Annotated in this window: 21 protein-coding genes; 8 read left to right on the plus strand and 13 right to left on the minus strand. The window is 56.2% G+C overall.

Features of this window, described 5'->3' with window-relative positions; translation table 11 throughout:
• Nucleotide 1: 1 nt before the first annotated feature.
• The 4 genes from arsB to HNQ92_RS23750 all read right to left on the minus strand — a co-directional run bounded on the left by arsB (nucleotide 2) and on the right by HNQ92_RS23750 (nucleotide 2,392).
• Complete coding sequence (arsB, locus tag HNQ92_RS23735) at nucleotides 2-1,039, minus strand: ACR3 family arsenite efflux transporter (RefSeq protein WP_184178111.1); 1,038 nt, start codon at nucleotides 1,037-1,039, stop codon at nucleotides 2-4.
• A gap of 50 nt (nucleotides 1,040-1,089) precedes the next feature.
• The gene (locus HNQ92_RS23740) at nucleotides 1,090-1,431 is read right to left on the minus strand and encodes an ArsR/SmtB family transcription factor (protein ID WP_184178112.1); all 342 of its coding nucleotides are present in this window, start codon (nucleotides 1,429-1,431) and stop codon (nucleotides 1,090-1,092) included.
• A gap of 105 nt (nucleotides 1,432-1,536) precedes the next feature.
• Nucleotides 1,537-2,016, minus strand: a complete 480-nt coding sequence (locus tag HNQ92_RS23745) for a Dps family protein (protein WP_184178113.1) — start codon at nucleotides 2,014-2,016, stop codon at nucleotides 1,537-1,539.
• Nucleotides 2,017-2,155: 139 nt separating this feature from the next.
• Nucleotides 2,156-2,392 carry a hypothetical protein gene (locus tag HNQ92_RS23750; protein ID WP_184178114.1) on the minus strand — a complete coding sequence of 79 codons (237 nt, stop codon included), beginning with the start codon at nucleotides 2,390-2,392 and terminating at the stop codon, nucleotides 2,156-2,158.
• Here HNQ92_RS23750 and HNQ92_RS23755 point away from each other — a divergent pair.
• Complete coding sequence (locus HNQ92_RS23755; protein WP_184178115.1) at nucleotides 2,376-2,768, plus strand: T9SS type B sorting domain-containing protein; 393 nt, start codon at nucleotides 2,376-2,378, stop codon at nucleotides 2,766-2,768. The genes HNQ92_RS23750 and HNQ92_RS23755 overlap by 17 nt on opposite strands.
• Nucleotides 2,769-2,855: 87 nt before the next feature.
• On the opposite strand, the gene HNQ92_RS23760 is transcribed toward HNQ92_RS23755, so the two are convergent.
• Complete coding sequence (locus HNQ92_RS23760) at nucleotides 2,856-3,485, minus strand: nucleotidyl transferase AbiEii/AbiGii toxin family protein (RefSeq protein WP_246440741.1); 630 nt, start codon at nucleotides 3,483-3,485, stop codon at nucleotides 2,856-2,858.
• 9 nt (nucleotides 3,486-3,494) lie between these two features.
• Nucleotides 3,495-3,803, minus strand: a complete 309-nt coding sequence (locus tag HNQ92_RS23765; protein ID WP_184178116.1) for a DUF6922 domain-containing protein — start codon at nucleotides 3,801-3,803, stop codon at nucleotides 3,495-3,497.
• 307 nt (nucleotides 3,804-4,110) lie between these two features.
• Here HNQ92_RS23765 and HNQ92_RS23770 point away from each other — a divergent pair, with 307 nt between their 5' ends.
• Complete coding sequence (locus HNQ92_RS23770; RefSeq protein ID WP_184178117.1) at nucleotides 4,111-4,503, plus strand: T9SS type B sorting domain-containing protein; 393 nt, start codon at nucleotides 4,111-4,113, stop codon at nucleotides 4,501-4,503.
• Nucleotides 4,504-4,584: 81 nt separating this feature from the next.
• Here the strand turns inward: HNQ92_RS23770 and HNQ92_RS23775 are convergent, their stop codons facing one another.
• The 4 genes from HNQ92_RS23775 to HNQ92_RS23790 form a co-directional block, all read right to left on the minus strand.
• Nucleotides 4,585-5,052, minus strand: a complete 468-nt coding sequence (locus tag HNQ92_RS23775; protein WP_184178118.1) for a DinB family protein — start codon at nucleotides 5,050-5,052, stop codon at nucleotides 4,585-4,587.
• A gap of 109 nt (nucleotides 5,053-5,161) precedes the next feature.
• Nucleotides 5,162-6,490, minus strand: a complete 1,329-nt coding sequence (gene arsN2, locus HNQ92_RS29095; RefSeq protein WP_184178119.1) for an arsenic resistance N-acetyltransferase ArsN2 — start codon at nucleotides 6,488-6,490, stop codon at nucleotides 5,162-5,164.
• Between the two features lie 65 nt (nucleotides 6,491-6,555).
• Nucleotides 6,556-6,882 (minus strand): ArsR/SmtB family transcription factor, encoded by a 327-nt coding sequence (locus HNQ92_RS23785; RefSeq protein WP_184178120.1) that lies wholly within the window; start codon nucleotides 6,880-6,882, stop codon nucleotides 6,556-6,558.
• Between the two features lie 80 nt (nucleotides 6,883-6,962).
• A complete protein-coding gene (locus tag HNQ92_RS23790) occupies nucleotides 6,963-8,234 on the minus strand; it encodes a hypothetical protein (RefSeq protein WP_184178121.1) in 1,272 nt (423 codons plus the stop codon).
• Between the two features lie 177 nt (nucleotides 8,235-8,411).
• Between HNQ92_RS23790 and HNQ92_RS23795 the strand changes: the two genes are divergently transcribed.
• Nucleotides 8,412-8,837, plus strand: a complete 426-nt coding sequence (locus HNQ92_RS23795) for a nuclear transport factor 2 family protein (RefSeq protein ID WP_184178122.1) — start codon at nucleotides 8,412-8,414, stop codon at nucleotides 8,835-8,837.
• Nucleotides 8,838-8,873: 36 nt separating this feature from the next.
• On the opposite strand, the gene HNQ92_RS23800 is transcribed toward HNQ92_RS23795, so the two are convergent.
• A complete protein-coding gene (locus HNQ92_RS23800) occupies nucleotides 8,874-9,653 on the minus strand; it encodes a LytR/AlgR family response regulator transcription factor (protein WP_343063040.1) in 780 nt (259 codons plus the stop codon).
• 39 nt (nucleotides 9,654-9,692) lie between these two features.
• On the minus strand, nucleotides 9,693-11,708 hold the full coding sequence (locus tag HNQ92_RS23805) for a tetratricopeptide repeat protein (RefSeq protein WP_184178123.1): 2,016 nt from the start codon (nucleotides 11,706-11,708) through the stop codon (nucleotides 9,693-9,695).
• Between the two features lie 235 nt (nucleotides 11,709-11,943).
• Between HNQ92_RS23805 and HNQ92_RS23810 the strand changes: the two genes are divergently transcribed.
• The 3 genes from HNQ92_RS23810 to HNQ92_RS23820 all read left to right on the plus strand — a co-directional run bounded on the left by HNQ92_RS23810 (nucleotide 11,944) and on the right by HNQ92_RS23820 (nucleotide 18,102).
• Complete coding sequence (locus HNQ92_RS23810; protein ID WP_184178124.1) at nucleotides 11,944-17,406, plus strand: alpha-2-macroglobulin family protein; 5,463 nt, start codon at nucleotides 11,944-11,946, stop codon at nucleotides 17,404-17,406.
• A gap of 76 nt (nucleotides 17,407-17,482) precedes the next feature.
• A complete protein-coding gene (locus tag HNQ92_RS23815; RefSeq protein ID WP_184178126.1) occupies nucleotides 17,483-17,701 on the plus strand; it encodes a DUF2281 domain-containing protein in 219 nt (72 codons plus the stop codon).
• A gap of 5 nt (nucleotides 17,702-17,706) precedes the next feature.
• Nucleotides 17,707-18,102: a type II toxin-antitoxin system VapC family toxin gene (locus tag HNQ92_RS23820; RefSeq protein ID WP_184178128.1), complete on the plus strand. Its 396-nt coding sequence runs from the start codon at nucleotides 17,707-17,709 to the stop codon at nucleotides 18,100-18,102.
• Nucleotides 18,103-18,274: 172 nt separating this feature from the next.
• Here HNQ92_RS23820 and HNQ92_RS23825 read toward each other — a convergent pair whose 3' ends face one another.
• Complete coding sequence (locus HNQ92_RS23825) at nucleotides 18,275-18,835, minus strand: YqgE/AlgH family protein (protein WP_184178130.1); 561 nt, start codon at nucleotides 18,833-18,835, stop codon at nucleotides 18,275-18,277.
• A 231-nt stretch (nucleotides 18,836-19,066) separates the two neighbouring features.
• On the opposite strand from HNQ92_RS23825, the gene HNQ92_RS23830 reads away from it, so the two are divergent.
• Both HNQ92_RS23830 and HNQ92_RS23835 read left to right on the plus strand, forming a co-directional pair.
• The gene (locus HNQ92_RS23830; protein WP_184178133.1) at nucleotides 19,067-19,585 is read left to right on the plus strand and encodes a gamma carbonic anhydrase family protein; all 519 of its coding nucleotides are present in this window, start codon (nucleotides 19,067-19,069) and stop codon (nucleotides 19,583-19,585) included.
• 157 nt (nucleotides 19,586-19,742) lie between these two features.
• Nucleotides 19,743-21,170, plus strand: coding sequence for a TonB family protein (locus HNQ92_RS23835; RefSeq protein WP_184178135.1), 1,428 nt, complete (start codon nucleotides 19,743-19,745; stop codon nucleotides 21,168-21,170).
• The last annotated feature ends 3 nt before the right edge of the window (nucleotides 21,171-21,173 follow it).

Raw genomic sequence — 21,173 nt, forward strand, 5'->3', positions numbered from 1 at the left:
ATCAGGCGATTTTCGTTTGGTACCAGCGCGCAAAATGGACCATCAGGATCAGCACGGGTACTTCGATCAGTGGGCCCACCACCGCCGCAAAGGCTACTCCGGAATGAATCCCGAACACGGCAATGGCCACGGCAATGCCCAGCTCAAAATTATTTCCGGCGGCCGTGAAGGCCAGCGAGGTGGATTTGCCGTAGTTGGCCCCGGCGCGGCGCGAAAGGAAGAAGGCCGAGAAAAACATCAGGATGAAGTAGGCCGTGAGCGGTAGGGCGATCCGGAGCACGTCCAGTGGGATTTCGACGATGAGATTTCCCTTAAGGCTAAACATCAAAACAATGGTAAAAAGCAGCGCCAGGAGCGTCAGCGGGCCAATGGCGGGTAGGTAGCGGGTCTCGTACCAGTCACGCCCTTTGAGCGCACTTAGGCCGTAGCGCGAGAGAATCCCCAGCCCAAAAGGTACCCCCAGGTAGAGCAGGACACTCTCGGCTACCTGTCCGATGGTGATGTTGACTTCGTAGCCCCGGAGGCCAAACAGCGGCGGTAGCACGGTAATGAATAGCCAGGCGTAGACCGAGTAAAAAAGTACCTGGAAGATGCTGTTGAAGGCCACCAGGCCCGCGGCGTACAGGCGGTCGCCCCCGGCCAGGTCGTTCCAGACGAGGACCATGGCGATGCAGCGGGCAATGCCGATTAGGATGAGGCCCGTCATGTACTCGGGCTCGTCGGGCAGGAACAGTACCGCCAGGCCAAACATCAGCAGCGGGCCGATGACCCAGTTTTGCAGCAGCGAGAGCCCCAGGATCTTGGTATTCTGAAAGACCTTGGGCAGCTCTTCGTAGCGTACTTTGGCCAGGGGTGGGTACATCATCAGGATGAGTCCCAGCGCCAGGGGTACATTCAGTACCTCCGGGCTGCCTGCGTCCGAGGTACCTGTACCCGCCGGAGGGAAAAAGTACCCAATGGCTACGCCCAGCAGCATGGCCAGGAAAATCCAGAGGGTAAGGTAGCGGTCGAGGAAGGAGAGTTGTTTGGGAGTACTCATGGGTTTTTAAGCAAAAGGCGACTACTCAAAAAGGGTACCTTGGGGCGGACTCAGCAGCAGTTTTGGGTTTGTCCGCGCCCGCTTTCCAGTTGCAGGTGAAAGGCTTCAAATAGCTGTCGACACCGGTCGTAGGTTTCCCAATTGATGCAGTAGCAGGATGTTTTCCCCTCAATTTCCCCCTTGATGAGCCCCACGTTTTTGAGCTCTTTGAGGTGCTGCGATACCGTAGGCTGCGCCAGGGGCAGCCCCTCCACGATTTGCCCGCAGATACACGACCGCTGCTGGGCCAGGATCTTAAGGATGGCGAGGCGGGCCGGGTGGGCCAGCGCCTTGGCGAAGTCGGCCAGCTCTACTTCCTCGGCCTGAAATTCCAGCTTTTTATTGGTTGCCATACATTTTACTTATTATATATCGCAAATATACGATGAATAGGTTTAAAGAAAAATCCTGTCCGAATTCGTTTTGAATCCAGGCAGGACCTTCCAAGTACCTTTCGACTAGCTGTTCAGGTAGGCCGAGTACATCCACACCAGCTTTTCCTGCTCGCGGATGTAGTCGCTCATCAGGGCATTGGTCCCTTCGTCGTCGGCTTCCGCCGAAAGGGTTAGCAACTCCCGCTGTAGGGTAATGATGGTCTCGAAGGCTTCCAGGATGTACCGGATGGACTCCCGGCCGTCGCTCACGTTCGTCTTTTCCGAAATGCTCGCCTGGGCCAGGTAGTCGGAGTAGCTGTGCAGCGGCGTGTGGCCCAGCGTCAGTACCCGCTCGGCGATTTCGTCGTTCTTGAGCTGTAGGTTGGTGTAGAGCTCCTCGAACTTCAGGTGGAGCTCAAAGAACTTATCGCCCTTGATATTCCAGTGGAAGCCGCGCGTATTGATGTAAAAGACCTGGTAGTTGGCCAGGAGCTGGTTGAGCTTCTCGGCCAGGGTGCGGCTCTTTTCCAGATTCAGCCCAATAAAGGAAGTTTTGGTTTTCATAATTAAGAGGAAATGTGGTGAATCAATGAGGTCAAAGTAGCAGGGATGGCTACTGCTTTAAAAACCCCATTGCCGGGTGAATAGTGCCGGATTTTTAACCCTATTTATACGAACCCCTACAAGGCCCCGTGCCTAGTCACTATTCGTTCATTTCTGCACAAGAACGTCCGGAAACGAACAGCCCGCGCTTAGGTACCTGCCTGCTGATCTTTTCTTGAAAAACTTTTATCTGCCAGATTGCCAATGCAATAGCCTTGCTTCTCAGCAGGTACCTGCCCGCGCTGGCACCTACGGCACGCCCTTTTCTTCCCTCTATACCAAACGCATCTAGTAGCCAAACTTTAAAACAAGACAAAGCCATGAAAACCTTGATCATCTCTCACTTCCGTCGTTTCGCGCTTTTCGCTCTTTTCGCTCTGCCGTTTGCCGTACAGGCCGAAAACCATTTCTTCAACCCTACGAAGCCCCAGTCCTTCCAGATGGGTATGTACCGCATCGCCGGAACCTCCAAGGTAAACCTAACACTGGTGCGTAGCACCGACAGCCCCCTGAGCATCCGGCTGGTGGATGAAAACGGCAAGGTACTTTATCGCGAAACGCTGGGCAAGGCTCAGCCGCAGTACAAGCGTAGCTTTGACTTGGGACAGGTCGAAAACGGAACGTACTACTTCGAGTTCAAGTCGGGCCGTGAAACCTTCCGTAAGCGCGTGGAGCTTTCTACGCCAACCGAGCAGCTCATCGAGATCCAGTAAAGCAACCACTACCCTACTCCATCCCCAAAGAGCCCGCTTCTGGCGGGCTCTTTTGCGTACGACAAGAATTTAGTGATCGTTGATGCTTTATAATTGATTTCTTACATACGTTGCTACGGCTTTTTTCATTTTGGCTTTCACCTGCTTCCAGCTTATACCCTTCAAATCTTGAGGATTCTCTTTTTGCAATTCTGCGTCTTCAAAATACGTCATCGACATCACCACATGCCCAATGTCATTATTTTGATACTTTTCCTGGTACCAACCGAGCATTTGTGCCAGCGAGTAATGCTCTAAAAGCTCCGCAATATCCCAAAAATCTTTCTTTACTCCTCGGGTAGCCATAGCTTCCAGCTTCATCGGGATGATATCTTCGACGGCCACTAACCGAATACCCTCAATCACTTCAACGCCTCGTAGGTAGGGATATTCATGCAAAACAATATCAACCTTTACTCCCTCGATCACGAGCCAGATACTTTGCCTTCTTTGGCCCAGACGGATAGCCTGAGGAAAAGCCTTAGACAGGCTCTGGGAGACATCTTCCAATACAAAAGGCTCGTGGGTAAATAAATCCAAATCAACGGAAATACGGTGACCATACCGTAAAGAAAGATTAGTTCCTCCAACCAGGGCAAAGGCGGCCAATTCGGGAAGCTGCATTAACCTCCTTAACAAGTCTACTGTTTCTGGCTTAACCGTATGGGTATAGAGCATTTTCACGCGTTAGTGAATCCAAGGGCTTTTTCGGGCCTGTCTGCGTTGATAGGCCGTAAAATCCGTTTCCTTAAGGTTTAGAATTAAGCATAAAAAGGATAAGGTTGGCTTCTTGAAGTAGGGAGCCTTCACGATCTCTTTTTTAACCCGATCAAGGCCATAATAGCGCAAGACTTCCAGTTTGTCCGACCAAGTACCGTAGTTCATTACTTTGTCCATGACAAAGAGACTGTCTTTTTCAAAATCAAGCTGCTTAAAATCGACATCCCAAAATGCCGTCGCGGAAAGGTTAGGATCTTTTAAGGGGGCCTGTGCCATGGGGTGAACAAGATTAGACTACTATAACAAAGATACCTTTTTAATGCTTTCCTATCAGCTCATCTTTTTAGTTTTCTTGTGGCCTTCTCCCGCGTTCATTTCTGCACAAGAGCGTTCGGAAACGAACAGCCCGCGCTTAGGTACCTGCCCGCTCATCTTTTCTTGAAAAACTTTTATCTATCACAATATCAACCAGATACCTTCAATCACTAGCAGGTACTTCCCTTCGCTGGCACCAGCGGCACGCCCTTTTCTTCCTTCTATACCAAACGCATCTAGTAGCCAAACTTTAAAACAAGACAAAGCCATGAAAACCTTGATCATCTCTTACTTCCGTCGTTTCGCGCTTATCGCTCTTTTCGCTCTGCCGTTTGCTGCACAGGCCGAAAACCATTTCTTCAACCCCACGAAGCCCCAGTCCTTCCAGATGGGTATGTACCGCATCACTGGAACCTCCAAGGTAAACCTGACGCTGGTGCGTAGCACCGACAGCCCCCTGAGCATCCGGCTGGTGGATGAAAACGGCAAGGTACTTTACCGCGAAACGCTGGGCAAGGCTCAGCCGCAGTACAAGCGCAGCTTTGACTTGGGACAGGTCGGAAACGGAACGTACTACTTCGAGTTCAAGTCGGGCCGTGAAACCTTCCGCCAGCGTGTGGAGCTTTCTACGCCAACCGAGCAGCTCATCGAGATTCAGTAAAGCAACCACTACCCTACTCCATCCCCAAAGAGCCCGCTTCTGGCGGGCTTTTTTGCGTTAGTGGCCTGATGCAGGTCGAAGCTACACCACCAATTGCACCTGTGCCGTATACTTAAGGATCAGCGCCATTTGGCCGGCGTGGTAGGCCGTGTGGGTTACAATGCGCCCCAGGGCTTCCGCTCTGGTTTTGGTGCCGAACTCTGCGGTGGTGAGTTGCGTGGGCCAGTCGGCCTCCGCTTGCTGGCGAATACTTTCATATAGGGTATCAAACGCATACTGCTGGTACTCCCGCAATTCGGGCAGGTTGGTCCATTCGCCGGAATCGGTTTTGTCCATGACCGTTCGGGCCTGCACACGTACGCCCGGTTGTTTGAAAACGTTTTTGGCAAACAGCAGCTCTACCTCCGCCACGTGACGGATCAGAAAGCCGACGCTATTGACCGTGCCCGGCAGTTTTCGCGGCAGATCCTCGGCCCGCAGAGCGGCCAGTTGGTTGGTAAAGCGCGTGCGGCCTTCCAGCCAGAGCGCAAGGAGTAAGTCCGTAGTCATCCTGTCGTTTGTTTCGTTGTTGTTAATAAAGCTGCTACCCCGGCCACCGGACCCAAAGGTACGGTAGCCGGGGCAGCAAAAAGTTGACGGTGATCAGGTACGTTCCTGACTAGCAGCAGCCGCTGTTGGGCGTGCAGCAGGACGACTGTAGATCCGCCAGGTTGAGCCGGGGCTTCTCCAGGCGCTGGTGCATCACGACGGCCGTGCTGGGGCACAGCTCGGCAAACTGGGCCGTGGCCCGGATGGCCTCGGGGGTACTTTCCCGCGGCAGGCGCACGAACCCCTTGTTGGCAAAGTACCCTTCGGCCGTGGTAGTCAGCAGGTACACGTCCTGGATGCCGCTAAGCCGGGCCTGCCGGAGCAGATCGCTCACCAAGCGCTTCGCGAGGCCGTGCCCCCGGTAGTCTTCCCGCACGGCTACCGAGCGCAGTAGGGCCTGCGGGCCGTAGCGCTCCAGGGCCGCTACCCCTACCACGGCTCCGGCGGCCTTCGCAACCAAAAAGGACGAAAGGGAGGCTTCTACATCCAAAACCGGGAGATCGCTGGCTTTCAGCAGCTCAAGGACGGCCGACCGGTCGGATGGCTGCACCGTCCCGATTTCCAGGGTAGTTTCGGGGGTGGCGGCGGGTTTCTCGGCGTAGAGCGTGATGCTTTCGATGCCAGCCTGGCCCGCCCGGAAGGCGGCGATTTCCGCCGCCGAAAGGTACTTGTCAAGAATGTCGTCGGGAATAAAAACGGGCTTTTGTTTCTGCAAGGTCAGGCTTTCGAAGCCCGCTTCGGCGGCCAGGGCCAGGTACTGCTCTTTCAGGATGGCCCCCGACACGCAGCCTGCGTAGAGTTCAGCCTCCTGCCGCAACTCCTGGGGTAGTTCGCCCAGTAGCACGATGTCGGAAATGCTAAAATGCCCGCCGGGCTTAAGTACCCGGAAAATCTCCGTAAATACCCCGCGCTTGTTGGGTACCAGGTTCAGCACGCAGTTGCTCACCACCACGTCGGCTACGTTGTCGCTCACGGGCATGGCCTCGATGTCGCCCTGCCGGAACTCCACGTTGTGAAAGCCCCGCTTCTCCGCGTTGATTCGGGCACGCTTGATCATAGCTTCGGTGAAGTCGATCCCGATGACTTTACCCGTGGGGCCGGTTTCGTGCCGGGCCACGAAGCAGTCATTGCCCGCGCCCGAGCCTAGGTCAATCACCACGTCGCCGGGTTTGATCCGGGCAAACTGCGTGGGCAGGCCGCAGCCCAGGCCCAGGTCAGCCTCGGCCACGTAACCGTCGAATTGCGTGTAGTCGTCGGCCATGATGTGGTACACTTTGCTCGAGACCGGACCCGACCCGCAGCAGGAGGCGGCGTTGAGGGCGGGGTCCTGGTCGGCAATTTCGGCGTACTTCTGCCGTACCATTTCTTTAAGCGTTTGATCATTTACGGACTTTTCCATGGACTTAGGTTTTTGGTGAAAGATTTGTTTTATTGTAATATTGCGATGATAAAAGGCAAAAAAATTTAGCAGCAGGAAGGGCGTTTCAGCGCCTGGAAGACAAGGCCGAACGTTTGCTGGGCTTCTTCCCACACGGCTTCGTTGATGCAATAGCATACCCGGGGCGGATTGATTTCCCCTTTGATGATACCAATTCGTTTCAGCTCCTTGAGGTGCTGTGAAACCGTCGCCTGCGACAGCGGCAGCTCATCCACCAAATCTCCGCAAATGCACGCTTTCTTCTCAGCTAATAGACGCAAAATCGCGACCCGCGCCGGATGGGCGAACGCTTTGGCCAGTTCGGCCACCCGGTTTTCTTGCTCGGTAAATACTTCTGTCTTGGTTAATCCCATGGCTGAGGCGTACTGCTAGGGCCCAAAGGTAGCGTGTTTTTTGATTATCGCAATATTACGATTTATATTTTTTCGAAAAATTATTTCCAGGAGTAGTGCAGCCCCAGCTGCGGTACGGAGATCACGTCTTTGCTGGCCACGGGGTAGGTAGGCCGCAGCAGGTACATCCCCAGGTCGGCTTTGAGCTGCCGGTTGAGCCGAATGCTCACGCCTGGCATGGCCGCAATAAATTGCCAGCCCTGCCGGTAGCTATTGCCACTTTCCTGCCCCAGGAGGTAGGACACTTCCAGAAAGGGAGAGAAGGCGGTGGTACTGATGTGGTACCGGGCCATAGGGCCGACGGCCCAGCCGCGCAAGGGGGCATCGACGGGTACGATGGTGGAATAGGCGCCGAAGCTGGTGGCGCCCAGCAGGAGTCGGTCGGTCACGAAGTAGCCCGCACGAATGGCGGCGTTGGCAAAGGCTCCGCCGGTCTGGTAGGGTATGGCTACGCCCGAAAAGCCAACCAGGGCCGTCCGGTGGGTGAAATCCGGACGGTGTGGATTGCGACGCGTCTGGATGGGCGCATTGTAGGGCGTGAGGTAGTTTCCGCTTTGATTCCAGCTTATGCCCTGCTTGTAGCCTATTTGGAGAGACAGAAAACTACCCCGGCTCACGACGTCGGCCTTGTAAGGTACCCCGTTCAGCTCCAGCTCCTGGGTGGAAATACGAAAGAGATCCCGAAAGCCCTGGTTGTAAAGTAGCTGTAGGCTAAGCGCCCGGTACTGCCCCAGCTTATAGTCTACGCCCGCCCGCAAGGCCAGGGCCAGGCCATCGTTGCGGGTGTGGGCACTCGTAAGCCGGTAACGGTACACGTCCCCCGGCCAGTGACCATCCGTTTTTTGCGCCGTCCGTTCCCGTACGTAGCCGTCGAACCGGTTCACGATGTAGCTGGCATCGGCCCCACCGTGAAGTATAAAGCGCCGCCACAGCAGGCGGGAGTTGTAGGTCAGGCCTGCGTTTAGGTTGGCCGGTGAAAACTTCGTGTAGCCGTTATTGCGGCCCCAGCCGTTGACGGTCCCGGTCGAGTCCCGTAGAAAGTAGCTGGTACGGGTACCTACCTTGAGGTTGGCCGTCCGGATGCCCATGCGTAAGGAGAAGCTGGACGTGAGGCTGCGCTCCAGCGAAAGATCAAAGGCCGCGCCAAAGCGATTGGGTGCCTCAAACTGGTTGGTGGGAAGCGGCCGGTCCGAGGATAGCTTGTTAAACGAAACCGACGGGCCCAAACTACCCTGGATACGCCACGGGCTTTGCGCCCAGCCGTGGGTGGTTATGCCTACTACCAGAAAAACAACGCGTACAGCTATTTTCATAGGCCTCGTCTGACTTTCGTTTGAATGGGACTACTAAATTACTGATTAGTAGCCATTAATTCCATAGTACGGCGAAAACTTGTCGTAATTATTTTGACTTGTGTCCGCAAAAACGCACATTTCCCAAAAAACCTAAAGTACCTGCTTTCATCAACCACCTTATTGGATCGACCTAGCATGAACAAATCATGGCTCACCCACCTGTTGCTGGCCTGTTTACTGGCCCTTTCTGCTCCTGCCGCCGCCCAGGATGCTACGGCCAGCACGCAGGCTTTTTTTAAAGCGCTGCTCGAAAAAGACGGGCCTGCCCTGAGTAGCGTATTGGCCGGAGATTTTTACCTGATTAGCTTCGACGCGCAGCTGATTGACGCCGGTACCCTGCGGGAGGCCGTCATGGCCGGGTACGTGGCGGTAGAGCGGGGCGATTTGTCCGGCCTACGGGTCCGGGCCTACGGGGAAGCGGCGGTGGTTACGGGCCACTGGCAGGTCAAGGGCAGTATCCAGGGCCAGCGATTTGATACGGAAGTGGTGTTTTCGTCACTCTGCGTCCGGCAGGGCGGGAGCTGGAAGGTTGCGTCGCTGCAATTTACGCCAATTCGCTAGCCATGGGAGCGTCTTTGAGGTACTTCAGGAAGGCCATCAGCGAAATAGAAACTGCCGCAGAAAATCATCTTTGTAGGTACGTCCGAGCGGAAGCTGCTGCGCGCCAATGGTCACTTCATGCTCACTGAAGGAGTCGACGTGCTGGATGTTGATGACGTAGGAGCGGTGGATGCGCAGAAACTTGGGGTAGTCGATTTTTTCCGTCACGGTACTGAGCGGCAAGCGCAGCGCGTATTTTTTGGTGGCCGTATAGAGCATAGTGTAGTTGTTGTCGGCCTCGAAGTAAAGTACCTGCGCCAGGATGACCTTCACAAACTGGTAGTTGTGCTTGATAAAAATACTTTCGTCGGTCTGCAGGATGGTTTCCCGCCCCGGATCTTTCTCTTTTTCTTCGGGCGCGAGGAAGGGCCGGTCGGGGGGAGTAAAAAGTTTAGCAAAATTGCTGATGGCCAGCTCAATGGCAATGCGGAGCTGGGCTACGTTGAGGGGCTTGATGATGTAGGCCGCCGGGGCTGTTTCCAGGGCGCGGTTGAGGGTACCTTGGTCGGCCAGCGCCGTCAGGTAAATGATGGGAACCGAACGTACCAGCTGCATCCGGCGGGCGGTCTCGATGCCGTCCCACTCGCCTTTGATGCTGATGTCGCAAAGTACCAAATCCACCGGATGCTTTTCAAATAGCTCCAGCGCCTTTGCGCCGCTCGAAGCCACGCCCACCACCAGGTACCCTTCTTTTTGGAGCTTACCCTTCAGGTCCAGGGCCAGGATGGCCTCGTCCTCTACAATAAGAATATGAAGTTGATCCGTCATTCTGAGCATTCGTAAAAAATAAGGTGGTACGCTGGTATTCCTTTCCGCCTAGGCAGCCAGGGCGGCAAGCGGAATATGAAGCTGAAAGTAGGCTCCCTGCCGGTTTTCCACCCGCATGGTACCTCCCGCCTGCTCGCTCAGCGACACGATCAGTTGCTTGCCAAAGGAGGTGTCGTCCTCGCTTTGCCAGCTCCCCAGGTCCAGGCCCGGCCCGTTATCCTGGACCTCCAGCGTCAGGCCATTTTCCCGTTGCAACGCCACCCGTAGGGCCGGGCGAGGTACCTGGTGGTAGGCGTACTTGAACGAATTGGTGAGCAGCTCGTTCATGATGAGCCCTAGCGGAATAGCCAGGTCTACATCCAGCTCCTGCTGTTCTACCCGGATGTCGAGGTCAAACTGGTCGGCCCGGTAGCCGTAGGCTTCCATGAGGCTCTCGATCAGGTCGATGATGTAATCACGGATGTTGATGCTCGCCACCTGGTCGGTACGGTAGAGCCGCTGGTGGATCAGCGACATGGCCTCGACGCGCCGCTGCCCTTGCTGCACGGCCAGTACGGCGTCTTCGTCCGTGAGCCGATCCGACTGTAGGCTGAGCAGGCTCGAAACAATGGCCAGGTTGTTTTTTACCCGGTGGTGCAGCTCTTTCATGAGTGTACGGAGCTGCTCGGACTGCTGCTCGAGCTGCTGGCCCTTTTCTGAAATGACGGCATTCTGAGCCGACAGCCGGGCGTTGGTATGGCGGATCATCCGGTACTGTAATAACATGCCGCCCAGCAGCAGCAGCAGCAGGCCCAGCCCCCCCGCCAGGTAGGTCATCTGGGTAGATTTCAAAGCGTTTTCTTTGTTGAGTTCCTGAATCTGCTGTACTTTTTTCTGGGTTTCGTACTTGGTTTGTACGTCAGCTACGGCTCGGGTCTTTGCCACCTCCGCCTGGGCTTCGATTTGGTGAATACGCCTTAGTTTATCCGCCTCGATTTGCGCTACTTCACGGGCTTTGTCTATTTCCAGCTCCGCCTTGATGCGGGCCAGTTCCTGGGTTTTCTGGACTTCGTACTGCCCTTGCAGATGGGTAATACTCTGCGTTTTTTCCAAACTAAGTAACGAATCTTCCAGTGCTTTTTGCCGGGCTACGTAGCGGTAGGCTTCGTCGTAGCGCCCTGCGGCGGCATAGGTTCGGTGCACGGCCTGATACACCGACCGCTGCAGGGGTACTTCCCGGCTTTGCTCCACCAAAGTCAGGGCTTTTTCGGCGTAATAAAGCGCCGAATCGTGCTGACTGAGTCCACTGTAGCAACTGGCCAGGTTGCGGTAGTTGTGGGTGAGGCTGGTTATTTTATTGGCCTTGCTATTGATGGAGAGCGCTTGGTAGAGGTAGGGAATCGCTTCGGCGTAGCGATGCTGCGACAACAGGTTGTGTCCCATGTTGTTGTAGATAACCCGCCGGTCCTGGTCGGGGTTCTTGAGCGTTTTGACGGCCTCTAAGGCCCGCTGAAAATAGTCAAAGGCGATAGCATACTTCCGAATGTCTTCGTAGAGAATGCCCAGGTGAATATAATCGCCCGCCAGCCCATCCTGATTGCCAATGGCCGTGTCGATGGCCACCGCCTTCTTCATGTACGCAATGCCCTGCTCCGTTAGGGCCACGACCTTCTGGGTTTCTCCCATGCGCTTGTAGAGTAAGCCCAGGTGACTGTACATGGACGCTACTTTGCGGGGGTTTCGGGCTTTCTCAAAGTACGAAAGGGCTTTTTGCTGGGAAGCCACGGCCTTCTCATACTGCCCATTCTCCCGATGAAGTACCCCATCCAACAGGTAGTAGTAGCCCAGTCCCATCAAAAACTGCGCCTTCTGGCAAATGGGAAGCATGGGTGCCAGGTAGTACCGGGCGGAGTCGAAGCGGCTTTCTTTGAAGTAGTAGTTGGCCAGGTCGTAGTAGGCGTAGGCCCGCGAGGAGTCGGGCCCTGGCAGGTGCAGGCCAGCTTTGAGTTTTTCCAAAGTGGGTACCTGAGCCCCAGCCCCCAGCCCCACCAACCACAGCGTAAGAAACAGTAGCGCTTTCTTCATATTCTATCCCCTTTCTATTGCCCAAAAAAACGGCCTAGCCCAATGGCGGATTCAAATATACAACTTTCCTATAACCCAGAAAATAGGCCTTTCCTACCCGGCTTCGCTCAAAATAGGTCGCTCCGTTTTACCCAGAACTTACCACTCCCGAAAAACCTGCGGGCTTTTTTACTTTTACGACAACGAATCCTTAACTTGACCCGACCTTCCATCTTTTGTCTGTGCTACGCTTAACATGAAACCCTCTTCTGTGTTCCCGGCTCGCTGGCTCCAACCCCTGCTCGTGCGTTTATTGCTTTTAGTCTTTGTTGCTTTTGGGCTATTTGAGGGCTTAGGCTGTTCGTCTCTAAACGAAATTCGCCTCGTGGGCAAAAACTTCACGGACGAAGTGCAGCAATCACAAAACCTGGTTTTTACGTTTAATAAAGACCTGGTCCAGGAAAGTAGGCTGGATGTGTGGGACTCGACGCAGTACGTGCGCTTCGAGCCCGCCGTGCCGGGCCAATTTAAATGGACTGCCGCCAACGAACTGGTGTTTTCACCTACTGTACCGCTGAGCCCCGCTACCAGTTACCAGGCGCGGCTCACCGACGAGCTGCTAAAACAGACCGACGGCGAGAAGAAGTACGGACTGGACGATACGCCCATTGCTTTTCATACCCCCTACCTACAGCTGACGGAAGCAGAAAGCTGGTGGACCCGCGCGCGCGAAAGTACCCGCCCCGAAGCCCGGCTACGGCTGCGCTTCAACTACCCCGTGGACCCGCAGCAGGCCGCAGAACGTTTACGGCTTACGTTACGCGACCAACCGCTGGAATTCAGGGTACTTCCTAGCTCGGATAGTCGTAGCCTCACGGTAGCCCTGACCAACCCCGGCCCGGCCGACAACAACCCGCTGCCCCTGGCGGTGCGGCTCGAAAAAGGCCTGAAAGCCGCCAACTACACCACGTCCGAGGTACTTGAGCGCGTTACGAACCTGCCCTCCCCGCTGCACCTGGAAGTAGTGGACCTCCAGACGGGCTTCGAAAACAACCGGGGGTACATCCGGGTAGTTACCACGCAGGAGCTGGCCCCTGAAAGCCTCTCTGCCGGGTACAGCCTCAAGCCCGCGCTGGATACCCAAACCGAAATAACCGACAACGGCTTCCTGATCCGGGGTACTTTCAACGAAACCGAGACGTACCTGCTGGCCCTTACGACCCGTCTGAAGGGGGTACTTGGGCCGGGGTTGGAAGAGAGCGTCTCGCGGGATTTGTTTTTCGGGAAAATGCCCGCCGGTATTTCGTTTACCCACAAAAAGGCCATTTACCTTACGCCCAAAGGCTCGCAGAACATCGGCGTGCAGATCGTGAACGTACCTAAGGTACAGATCAAAATTGCCAAACTGTACGAAAACAACATCCTGAACTACGTCCGTACCAACCGGTACGAGGAATATGACTACCAGGGGGAAGAATGGAAACCCACGGGCACCTACCATTACTACGGCGACGAGCAGGGGCACTACAGCGACCTGGTGGTTGACAAAACCGTAGATACCGAGAACCTGCCCCAGAAGCAGGGTATTTCGGTACTTAACCTGGCTCTGCCCGATGGCAACGAGCGGCGGGGCATCTACCTGGTGTCGGTGCAATCCAAGGAGCAGGCCTACCTGGGCTCCACCCGGCTGGTATCGGTGTCGGACGTGGGCCTGATCGCCAAGCAAGGTACCGACGACCTGTGGGTATTTGCCAATTCCATCAAAACGTCCGAGCCGCTGTCGGGCGTGGAGATCACGCTCGTCAGCAGCAATAACCAAACCATCCATACCCTGAAAACCAACGGCGACGGCGTGGCGCACGTCGAGAAGCTGAGCGAAAGGGCTCCCGGCTTTAGGGTAGCCATGATCACCGCCCGTACCGCCGATGACTTCAACTACCTGCTTTTCCAGGATACGCGCGTGGAAACCTCCCGCTTCGAGGTAGAGGGCCTGCGCGACAACGCCTCCGGCCTGCAGGCTTTCATCTACGGCGAGCGTAACCTCTACCGCCCCGGCGAAACCCTCCACTACAACACCGTGGTACGTACCCTGGGCTGGGAAACGGCCGCCGACCTGCCGCTTAAAATACGGCTCGTCACCCCCAATGGCCGGGAATACCGCAGCTGGCGCAAAAGTACCAACGGGCAGGGTGCCGTGGAAACCCAGGTAAAGCTGGACGCCGCGGCCCTTACGGGTACCTACCTGCTGGAAGTATACAATGCCAACGAAGTGCTGCTGGCCTCCCAACCCGTGAGCGTGGAGGAATTTCTTCCCGACCGCATCAAGGTAGACCTGAGCGAAGCCCGCAAGGAGTACCGCTCCGGCGAGACGGTGGCGCTTACGGCCACGGCGCTGAATCTTTTTGGCCCACCCGCCGCCAACCGCAACTACGAGATGGAAGCCCAGCTGAAACGGAAGGGCTTCGCCGCGCCCGACTTTCCCGACTTTTCCTTTGACATCCCCGCCGAGACGGCCTTCCAGCGTGAAGTGAAGCAGGGGGTCACCAACGCCCAGGGCCAGGCCAGCGAGCGCTTTGTTATCCCCAATGAGTACCAAGACATCGGGCTGCTGGAAGGGCGGATCTACGTGACGGTCTTCGACGAAAACGGACGGCCCGTCAACCGCCTCCATCGCTACGAGGTACTTACCCAGCCTACCCTCTACGGCATCCGGCTGGCGAGCCGGTACACGGGCGTGAACGCGCCGCTGCCCGTGGAGGTGGTGGGGGTAGATCGCCGCGGGACGCTGAAAAAAGGGGGACAGGTGCAGGTAGAAGTAGTGCGCCTGGAGTACCAGACGGTCGTGGAGAAACAAAACGAACAGCTGCGCTACACCTCCAAGAAACGCGAGAAGGTCGTTTATTCCCACGTACTACCCCTCACAAGCGGACGCGAAACCTTCCGCTACGTACCTACCGTCTCGGGGGAGTACGAAGTACGGGTACGACGCCCCGGCGCTATGCATTACGCCGCCACTTCGTTTTACGCCTACGGCTACGGCTTTACGGAATATTCGTCCTTTGAAGTAAGTACCGAAGGGCGCGTGCTGATGGAAATGGATAAGAAAAACTACCGGGTCGGCGAGACGGCCAGGGTACTTTTCAAAACACCCTTCGACGGGCGACTGCTGGTGACCGTGGAGCGCAACAACGTGCTGGAAACGCACGTGCTGACGACGCAGAAAAAAGCGGCCGAGCTGTCCGTGAAGCTCAGCGACAAGTACCTGCCCAATGCCTACGTAACGGCCACGCTCATCCGGCCGCTCGATGCCTCCCAACTACCCCTGACGGTAGCACACGGTTTTGCGCCCCTAGCGGTGGCCGCCCCCGACCGGCAGCTCGATGTCCAGCTTACGGCGGTGAGTGCCTCCCGCTCCAAAACCCGGCAGCGCATCCGGGTCAAAACCCAGCCCAACGCACAAGTGACGGTAGCCGTAGTGGATGAGGGTATTTTACAAATCAAGAATTTCCGGACTCCGGACATCCACGGGTACTTTTACCAGAAACGCGCCCTGGAGGTCAATAGCCACGACCTCTACGCTTTTCTCTTCCCGGAGCTCACCTTCTCGGGCTCGTCCAGCGTGGGAGGTGACGGCTACGACCTGGAGCGGCGCATCAATCCGCTGAGCAACGGCCGCACCGAGCTCGTCACCTTCTGGAGCGGCCTCCTGACCACCAACGGCAGCGGCGAGGCCACCTTTGAGGTAGCCATTCCGCAGTTCAGCGGCGACCTGCGCATCATGGCCGTGGCCTACAAGGGCAACGCCTTCGGCTCGGCCAACGCCAACCTGAAAGTAGCCGACCCGGTGGTGATCAGCACGGGGGCACCCCGCTTCCTGAGCCCCGGCGATGAGCTGCTCCTGCCCGTCAACATCAGCAATACCACCGCCAAGGCCACCAGCGTGAAGGCGAGTCTGGCGCTGAGCGGACCGCTCAGCCTGGTGGAAAGTACCCAACCCACACTGCAAGTACCCGCCGGGCAGGAAGTACGTACCACCTTCCGGGTACGAGCCGGTACGGCCCTGGGAGCCGCCCAAATGAAGGTGACCGTGCAAGCGCTGGGCGAGTCCTTCGTGCAGGAAACCAACCTCACCGTTCGGCCCGCCTCGCCCCTGCTCAAGACCAGCCAGGCGGGCGTCATTGCCGGCGGGCAATCGGGGCAAATTTCGCTAGCGCATCGCTTCTTGCCCGCTACCGCCCGCGCGCAGGTGGTACTGAGTCGCTCACCGCTGGTGCAGGGCGGCGGCAAGGCCCTGGCCACGCTGCTGGGATACCCCTACGGCTGCCTGGAACAAACCATTTCGCGGGCCTTTCCGCAGCTCTACTTCGCCGACCTCGCCAAGGCCATGGCTCAACCGGTGTACCTGGTCAGCCGGGGCGAAAGCGACTTCAACCCCGTTACTAACGTGCAGCAGGCTATTCGTAAGGTGGAGTCGCAGCAGCTCTTTAACGGCGGCCTGGCGCTCTGGCCCGGCGCCACCCGCGACGACTGGTGGGTCACGGCCTACGCGCTGCACTTTCTAGAGGAAGCCCGGCGGGCGGGTTTTGAAGTCAACGCCACCAACCAGAGCCGCGCCGTAGAGTACCTTACGGCCAAAACGGGTACCCCCGCCACGGAGGAAGTACCCATCCAGACGGAAGATGGCAGCGCCGTACGCCAGCTCAAAGCCCAGCGCGAAAGCCTGTATTCGCTGTACGTGCTGGCCCTTACCGGGCATCCCAACCGCTCGGCCATGAACTACTACAAGCAGCACCCCGAGCTACTGACCCCCGACGCCAGGTACCTGCTGGCCGGGACTTTTCAACTCGTGGGCGATGCGCGCAGCGCGGCGGCTCTCCTGCCAGCGCAGTACCAGCCCGAAACCTCCGACACGCCCGCCTTCAGCAGCAGCTACGCGTCGCCGCTTCGTAACCTGGCGCTGACGCTAAATACCTTGCTTGAAACCGACCCGGATAACCTGCAGGTACCTTTACTGGCCCGGCAGCTTTCCCAGGCGGTGGTATCTACGGCTTTCCTCAATACTCAGGAGGCGGGTTTTGCGGTGTTGGCGTTGGGTAAAATGGCCCAGCGCACGGCGGGCTCCAGCGTAACGGCCACCGTACGGGCCAACGGCAAAACGCTGGGTACCTTCGACGGCAAAGAGCTAAGCCTGGCCAAGGGCATTCTCAACCAAACGCTCTCGGTCCAGACCCAGGGCCAGGGCGATCTTTACTGGTTTGCCCAGACGGAAGGCATGAGTGCTACGGGGGCCTATCCTGAGGAAGACCAGGGCCTGCGCGTACGCCGCCAGTACCTGAGCCGCAACGGCCGCCCCGTAGGTACTTTGCGCCAAAACGACCTGGTGGTGGTGAAGCTGACCGTAGCCAGTACCAACGGTCTCCCGATCCCGAACGTGGTCGTGACAGACCTGCTCCCGGCGGGCTTCGAGATCGAGAACCCGCGCCTCACCGAGGCCCGCGACATGCCCTGGATCAAAGGCGCCGCCACGCCCGACTACTTCGACATCCGCGACGACCGCATCCATTTCTTTACCACCGCCACCGAGCGCGAGAAAACCTTCTACTACCAGGTACGGGTTATTGGCAAGGGTACTTTCACGGTAGGCCCCGCCGCCGCCGACGCCATGTACCAGGGCGAGTACCGGAGCTACTCGGGCGGGGGGAAGGTGACGGTGGAGTAAAGGGGTACCTGAGTCTTGCGTTTACTACTACGGAATAGTATTGGAATAAATTCGGTATATTTGAAATAAAAAAGCCATGTTAACCGCTATCGAAGGAGTCTATGAAAATGGGCAGATCGTGCTGAAACATAAGCCGAAATCCACTGCTAAAGCTAAAGTAATGGTCATTTTTGAAGAAGAGGCCCCTGAAACTACCTACGCACCAGCCAAGCGCCCGTTCGGAATTGCTCAAGGAGCCATACAATTGAGTTCCGATTTCGATGATCCCTTGGAGGACTTGAAAGACTATATGTAATTCTAATGCCACTATTACTCGACACACATGCTCTGCTATGGTTTATCGGGGGTGATAACCAGTTGTCCGCCCAAGCCCGTAAACTGATTGAAGACCCCAGCAACAGGGTGATGGTTAGTACTATTAGTCTTGTTGAAATGACAATCAAGATAAAATTAAACAAACTGAGCCTGAAAAAGCCCTTGAATGAAATTTATCGGGACATTCGGTCTGCTTTTATTGAAGTACTCCCTATTTCTCCTTCCCATCTTATTGAATACCAAAATGTTCCCCTTTATGCGGAACATCGCGACCCCTTCGATCGCCTGATCATTGCTACCGCGGTCGTAGAAAAACCCGAAGTGATTAGTCTTGATCCCAAGTTTCAGTATTATAAGGATTTAGTCGATATCAGGTGGTAATACGTTGGAGGTAGTTTATCTTAGAATCCGTAATTGGTACTTTAATACGCGTCCAGCTTGTTTTAAAGCAGTTTCGCCCGGATCTGTTCCTAAAGTCACTCCGCACGGCAAACTACACTTCTTACTTTGCCGCTTACCCAAATCGAAACGTACATCCACGCCAAACTACCCCCTAGTTCAAGCTCGGGTCCGTGGGATAATGCGCGATGGAGCGGTACTTGCCGCCCATGTTGCGAAGTACCTCCCGCCAAAACTGGTCAGCGGGTGTACTGAAAAGGAAATCGGAGGTAGTTTGGGTCACGATCCAGGATTTTTGCTGCAGCTCGTCGCCCAGCTGGCCGCTCCCCCAGCCCGAGTAGCCTACGAAGAAGCGTAGGTCGGCTGAGGTAAGCTGGTTGAGGTTGAGCAGCAGCTTCACCTGCTCAAAATCCCCGCCCCAGTACACCCCCTCGGCGATTTGTCCGCTGCCGTCGATGAGCTCGGGGCGGCGGTGAATGAAATGCAGGGTATTTTTCTCCACGGGACCACCCAGGTACAGGGGAATATCCTGGTAAATGGTCTCTTCCAGGACATCGCCCAGCATGAGGTCGGTGGTTTGGTTCATCACAAATCCAAACGACCCCTGCTCGTTATGCTCACAGAGCAGCACAACGCCCCGGTCAAAATTAGGATCGCCCAGAAAGGGCTCGGCTATCAATAAGTCCCCTTTGGCAACGTGCTTCACGGATGACATGGCGTTTCACTTTTAGTTGGTTTTACAGCAAAATATGGGGTTTATCCCACAATTGAAAATCGTTTTCCCTTTTTTAGTCAAAATATAGTTGCTAAACTTGGACCAGTAAACTTTGGGGCACCCGCAAAGTACCCACCAAAAAGGGGGAAGCTCAGGTACCTGAAACGTACCTAACTCCCCGCAAGTACCTCTTTTTTTGTGTTTTTATAGGCTAACCTACGTGAATTTCGAATGGCTTTGATCCGATCCGTCCGGGGCATATCCCCTACTTTAGGCCCCCACTTCTGGTGCGCCGACAACGCCACCATCGTAGGGGATGTGACGATGGGTAGCCACTGTACCGTCTGGTTCAACGCCGTGGTGCGGGGCGATGTGAATTTTATCCGCCTGGGCGACTACTGCAACGTGCAGGACGGTGCCGTGATTCACTGTACCTACCAGCGGCACGGCACTACCATCGGGAACTACGTGTCCATTGCCCACAACGCCGTTGTACACGGCTGCACCATCCACGACCGGGTGCTGATTGGCATGGGAGCCATCGTGATGGACGGTGCCGTGATCGGCAGCGGCTCCATCATTGCGGCGGGAGCCATCGTGACGCAGAATACTCAGGTGGAGCCGGGAAGTATCTACGCGGGCAATCCGGCCCGATTTCTTAAAAAAGTATCGCCGGAGCTGGATGCCGTCATTGACCGCACGGCGGGCAACTACGTCACCTACGCGGGTTGGTTTCAGGAAGAAATATAAGGCTTGCCGGGTTGAAAGTACCTTGGCAAGTGGAGTTATAAGTACCTACGTAGAGCTGGTATTTTTCTTCCGGCTAGTATAGGTACCTTTACCAATAAAGTATATTTTTGTTACTTAATACAGTCCCACATCGCTACCCAACCAACCTATCCATATCATGCGCAAACGTTTCCTGCTTAGTACTACTCTTTTGTTTCTGGGTACTTTATCCACCTCCTGGGCCCAGGAAGTATACGACCATTTCCAGGTCGATAGCGTGGCCGTCCCCGTGGGCGGTAACCAGGTTTTTCTAAAATTCATTGAGGTTAATAAACGAATGCCCTACGTGGCCGAAGCCCAGCGCGTAAAAGGACGGGTGGTACTTTCGGGCGTGGTCGAGACCGACGGTACCCTGCGCGACCTGCGGGTACAGCAGTCGCTGCATCCGGCCTGCGACCGGGAGGCGATGCGCGTCCTGACGGCCTACCGCGCCTGGCAACCCGCCGTCAAAGCGGGCCAGAAAGTACCCCAACGAATAAGCCTGATGGTTCCTTTTGAGGCTTCTCAGCCCCTGCTTCTGGAAGGCACCCAGCTGGTGAGGTACTTTGACAAAAACGGCTTGCCCACGGCCGAAAGCGAGGCTGTACTGAAAAGTACCCTTCCGCTGGACACGCTGCGGGACATCACGGCGGGCGATGAAGTCATGTATAAAAAAGCAGGACGCAGCTGGACCAAAGTACGAACTACCCCCTATCACCGGGAGTCCTTCGTTTTTTCACCCCTGCCGTTCAGCTCCGACTCGCTGGCCCATACGCGCAGCTGGGTAGGTACCCCCGATTCGCCGCTGGGGGCCGTGGCGTTGCTCTACCCCGATGGTACCCTGCTGGGTCGGGAATTTCACAGCACAGAAAACAGCTACTCAGTGTACTACTACCCCCAGGGCGCTGTACAGGCGGAGTATTACAAGGCTCGCACCGGGCAGGCCCAGCTTAACCGCTGGTACCCCAACGGAAGCCCGCGGGAAGAACGGGTTATGGAAGATAAGAAATGGCTGATTTGGAGCCAGTGGGACAGCCTGGGCTACCAGCACGTCACCAACGGCAACGGCCTGGGCCGCACCGAAAGCCCGGGAGAAACCGGCCCCGTGGCGGAAGAAGGTACTTTGACGAATGGCCTGAAGGAAGGCCGCTGGACGGGCAGGTACCCCGACGGCAAGATCTTTTATGAGGAAATGTATCAGGCAGGTACCTTGCTCAGCGGAACGGCCTACTACACCGACGGGGCCGTTTCGTACCAGGATGCGCCCGAGCAGCAGCCGGAGTTTCAAGGTGGAAGCCGGACTATGTATCAATTTTTGGCTAGTAACCTGCGCTACCCGAGTGACGCTATCCGCAATGGCGTAGGGGGCAAGGTACTTGTTTCGTTCGTAGTCTGCCAGGACGGAAGTATATGCGACATCAACGCGAACGCCACGCTGGGCTACGGCCTGGAAGAGGAGGCCGTCCGGATTATTAAGAAAATGGACGGCAAGTGGCAGCCCGGTACACTGCGGGGCAAAGTAGTGCGGGTCAAGTACAATCTCCCCATCAGCTTTCAGATGCAATAATGC

It is taken from the genome of Rhabdobacter roseus, assembly GCF_014202275.1.
In the GTDB taxonomy this organism is placed as follows: domain Bacteria; phylum Bacteroidota; class Bacteroidia; order Cytophagales; family Spirosomataceae; genus Rhabdobacter; species Rhabdobacter roseus.

Bases quoted from the DNA above. Each gene is read 5' to 3' on its own strand.
- HNQ92_RS23825 (WP_184178130.1), bottom strand. From the start codon at position 18,835: ATGTCATCCGTGAAGCACGTTGCCAAAGGGGACTTATTGATAGCCGAG.
- HNQ92_RS23745 (WP_184178113.1), bottom strand. From the start codon at position 2,016: ATGAAAACCAAAACTTCCTTTATTGGGCTGAATCTGGAAAAGAGCCGC.
- HNQ92_RS23785 (WP_184178120.1), bottom strand. From the start codon at position 6,882: ATGGGATTAACCAAGACAGAAGTATTTACCGAGCAAGAAAACCGGGTG.
- HNQ92_RS23810 (WP_184178124.1), top strand. From the start codon at position 11,944: ATGAAACCCTCTTCTGTGTTCCCGGCTCGCTGGCTCCAACCCCTGCTC.
- HNQ92_RS23740 (WP_184178112.1), bottom strand. From the start codon at position 1,431: ATGGCAACCAATAAAAAGCTGGAATTTCAGGCCGAGGAAGTAGAGCTG.
- HNQ92_RS23790 (WP_184178121.1), bottom strand. From the start codon at position 8,234: ATGAAAATAGCTGTACGCGTTGTTTTTCTGGTAGTAGGCATAACCACC.
- HNQ92_RS23800 (WP_343063040.1), bottom strand. From the start codon at position 9,653: ATGCTCAGAATGACGGATCAACTTCATATTCTTATTGTAGAGGACGAG.
- HNQ92_RS23760 (WP_246440741.1), bottom strand. From the start codon at position 3,485: ATGCTCTATACCCATACGGTTAAGCCAGAAACAGTAGACTTGTTAAGG.
- HNQ92_RS23805 (WP_184178123.1), bottom strand. From the start codon at position 11,708: ATGAAGAAAGCGCTACTGTTTCTTACGCTGTGGTTGGTGGGGCTGGGG.
- HNQ92_RS23830 (WP_184178133.1), top strand. From the start codon at position 19,067: ATGGCTTTGATCCGATCCGTCCGGGGCATATCCCCTACTTTAGGCCCC.
- HNQ92_RS23770 (WP_184178117.1), top strand. From the start codon at position 4,111: ATGAAAACCTTGATCATCTCTTACTTCCGTCGTTTCGCGCTTATCGCT.
- arsB (WP_184178111.1), bottom strand. From the start codon at position 1,039: ATGAGTACTCCCAAACAACTCTCCTTCCTCGACCGCTACCTTACCCTC.
- HNQ92_RS23835 (WP_184178135.1), top strand. From the start codon at position 19,743: ATGCGCAAACGTTTCCTGCTTAGTACTACTCTTTTGTTTCTGGGTACT.
- HNQ92_RS23795 (WP_184178122.1), top strand. From the start codon at position 8,412: ATGAACAAATCATGGCTCACCCACCTGTTGCTGGCCTGTTTACTGGCC.
- HNQ92_RS23750 (WP_184178114.1), bottom strand. From the start codon at position 2,392: ATGATCAAGGTTTTCATGGCTTTGTCTTGTTTTAAAGTTTGGCTACTA.
- HNQ92_RS23755 (WP_184178115.1), top strand. From the start codon at position 2,376: ATGAAAACCTTGATCATCTCTCACTTCCGTCGTTTCGCGCTTTTCGCT.
- HNQ92_RS23820 (WP_184178128.1), top strand. From the start codon at position 17,707: ATGCCACTATTACTCGACACACATGCTCTGCTATGGTTTATCGGGGGT.
- arsN2 (WP_184178119.1), bottom strand. From the start codon at position 6,490: ATGGAAAAGTCCGTAAATGATCAAACGCTTAAAGAAATGGTACGGCAG.
- HNQ92_RS23765 (WP_184178116.1), bottom strand. From the start codon at position 3,803: ATGGCACAGGCCCCCTTAAAAGATCCTAACCTTTCCGCGACGGCATTT.
- HNQ92_RS23775 (WP_184178118.1), bottom strand. From the start codon at position 5,052: ATGACTACGGACTTACTCCTTGCGCTCTGGCTGGAAGGCCGCACGCGC.
- HNQ92_RS23815 (WP_184178126.1), top strand. From the start codon at position 17,483: ATGTTAACCGCTATCGAAGGAGTCTATGAAAATGGGCAGATCGTGCTG.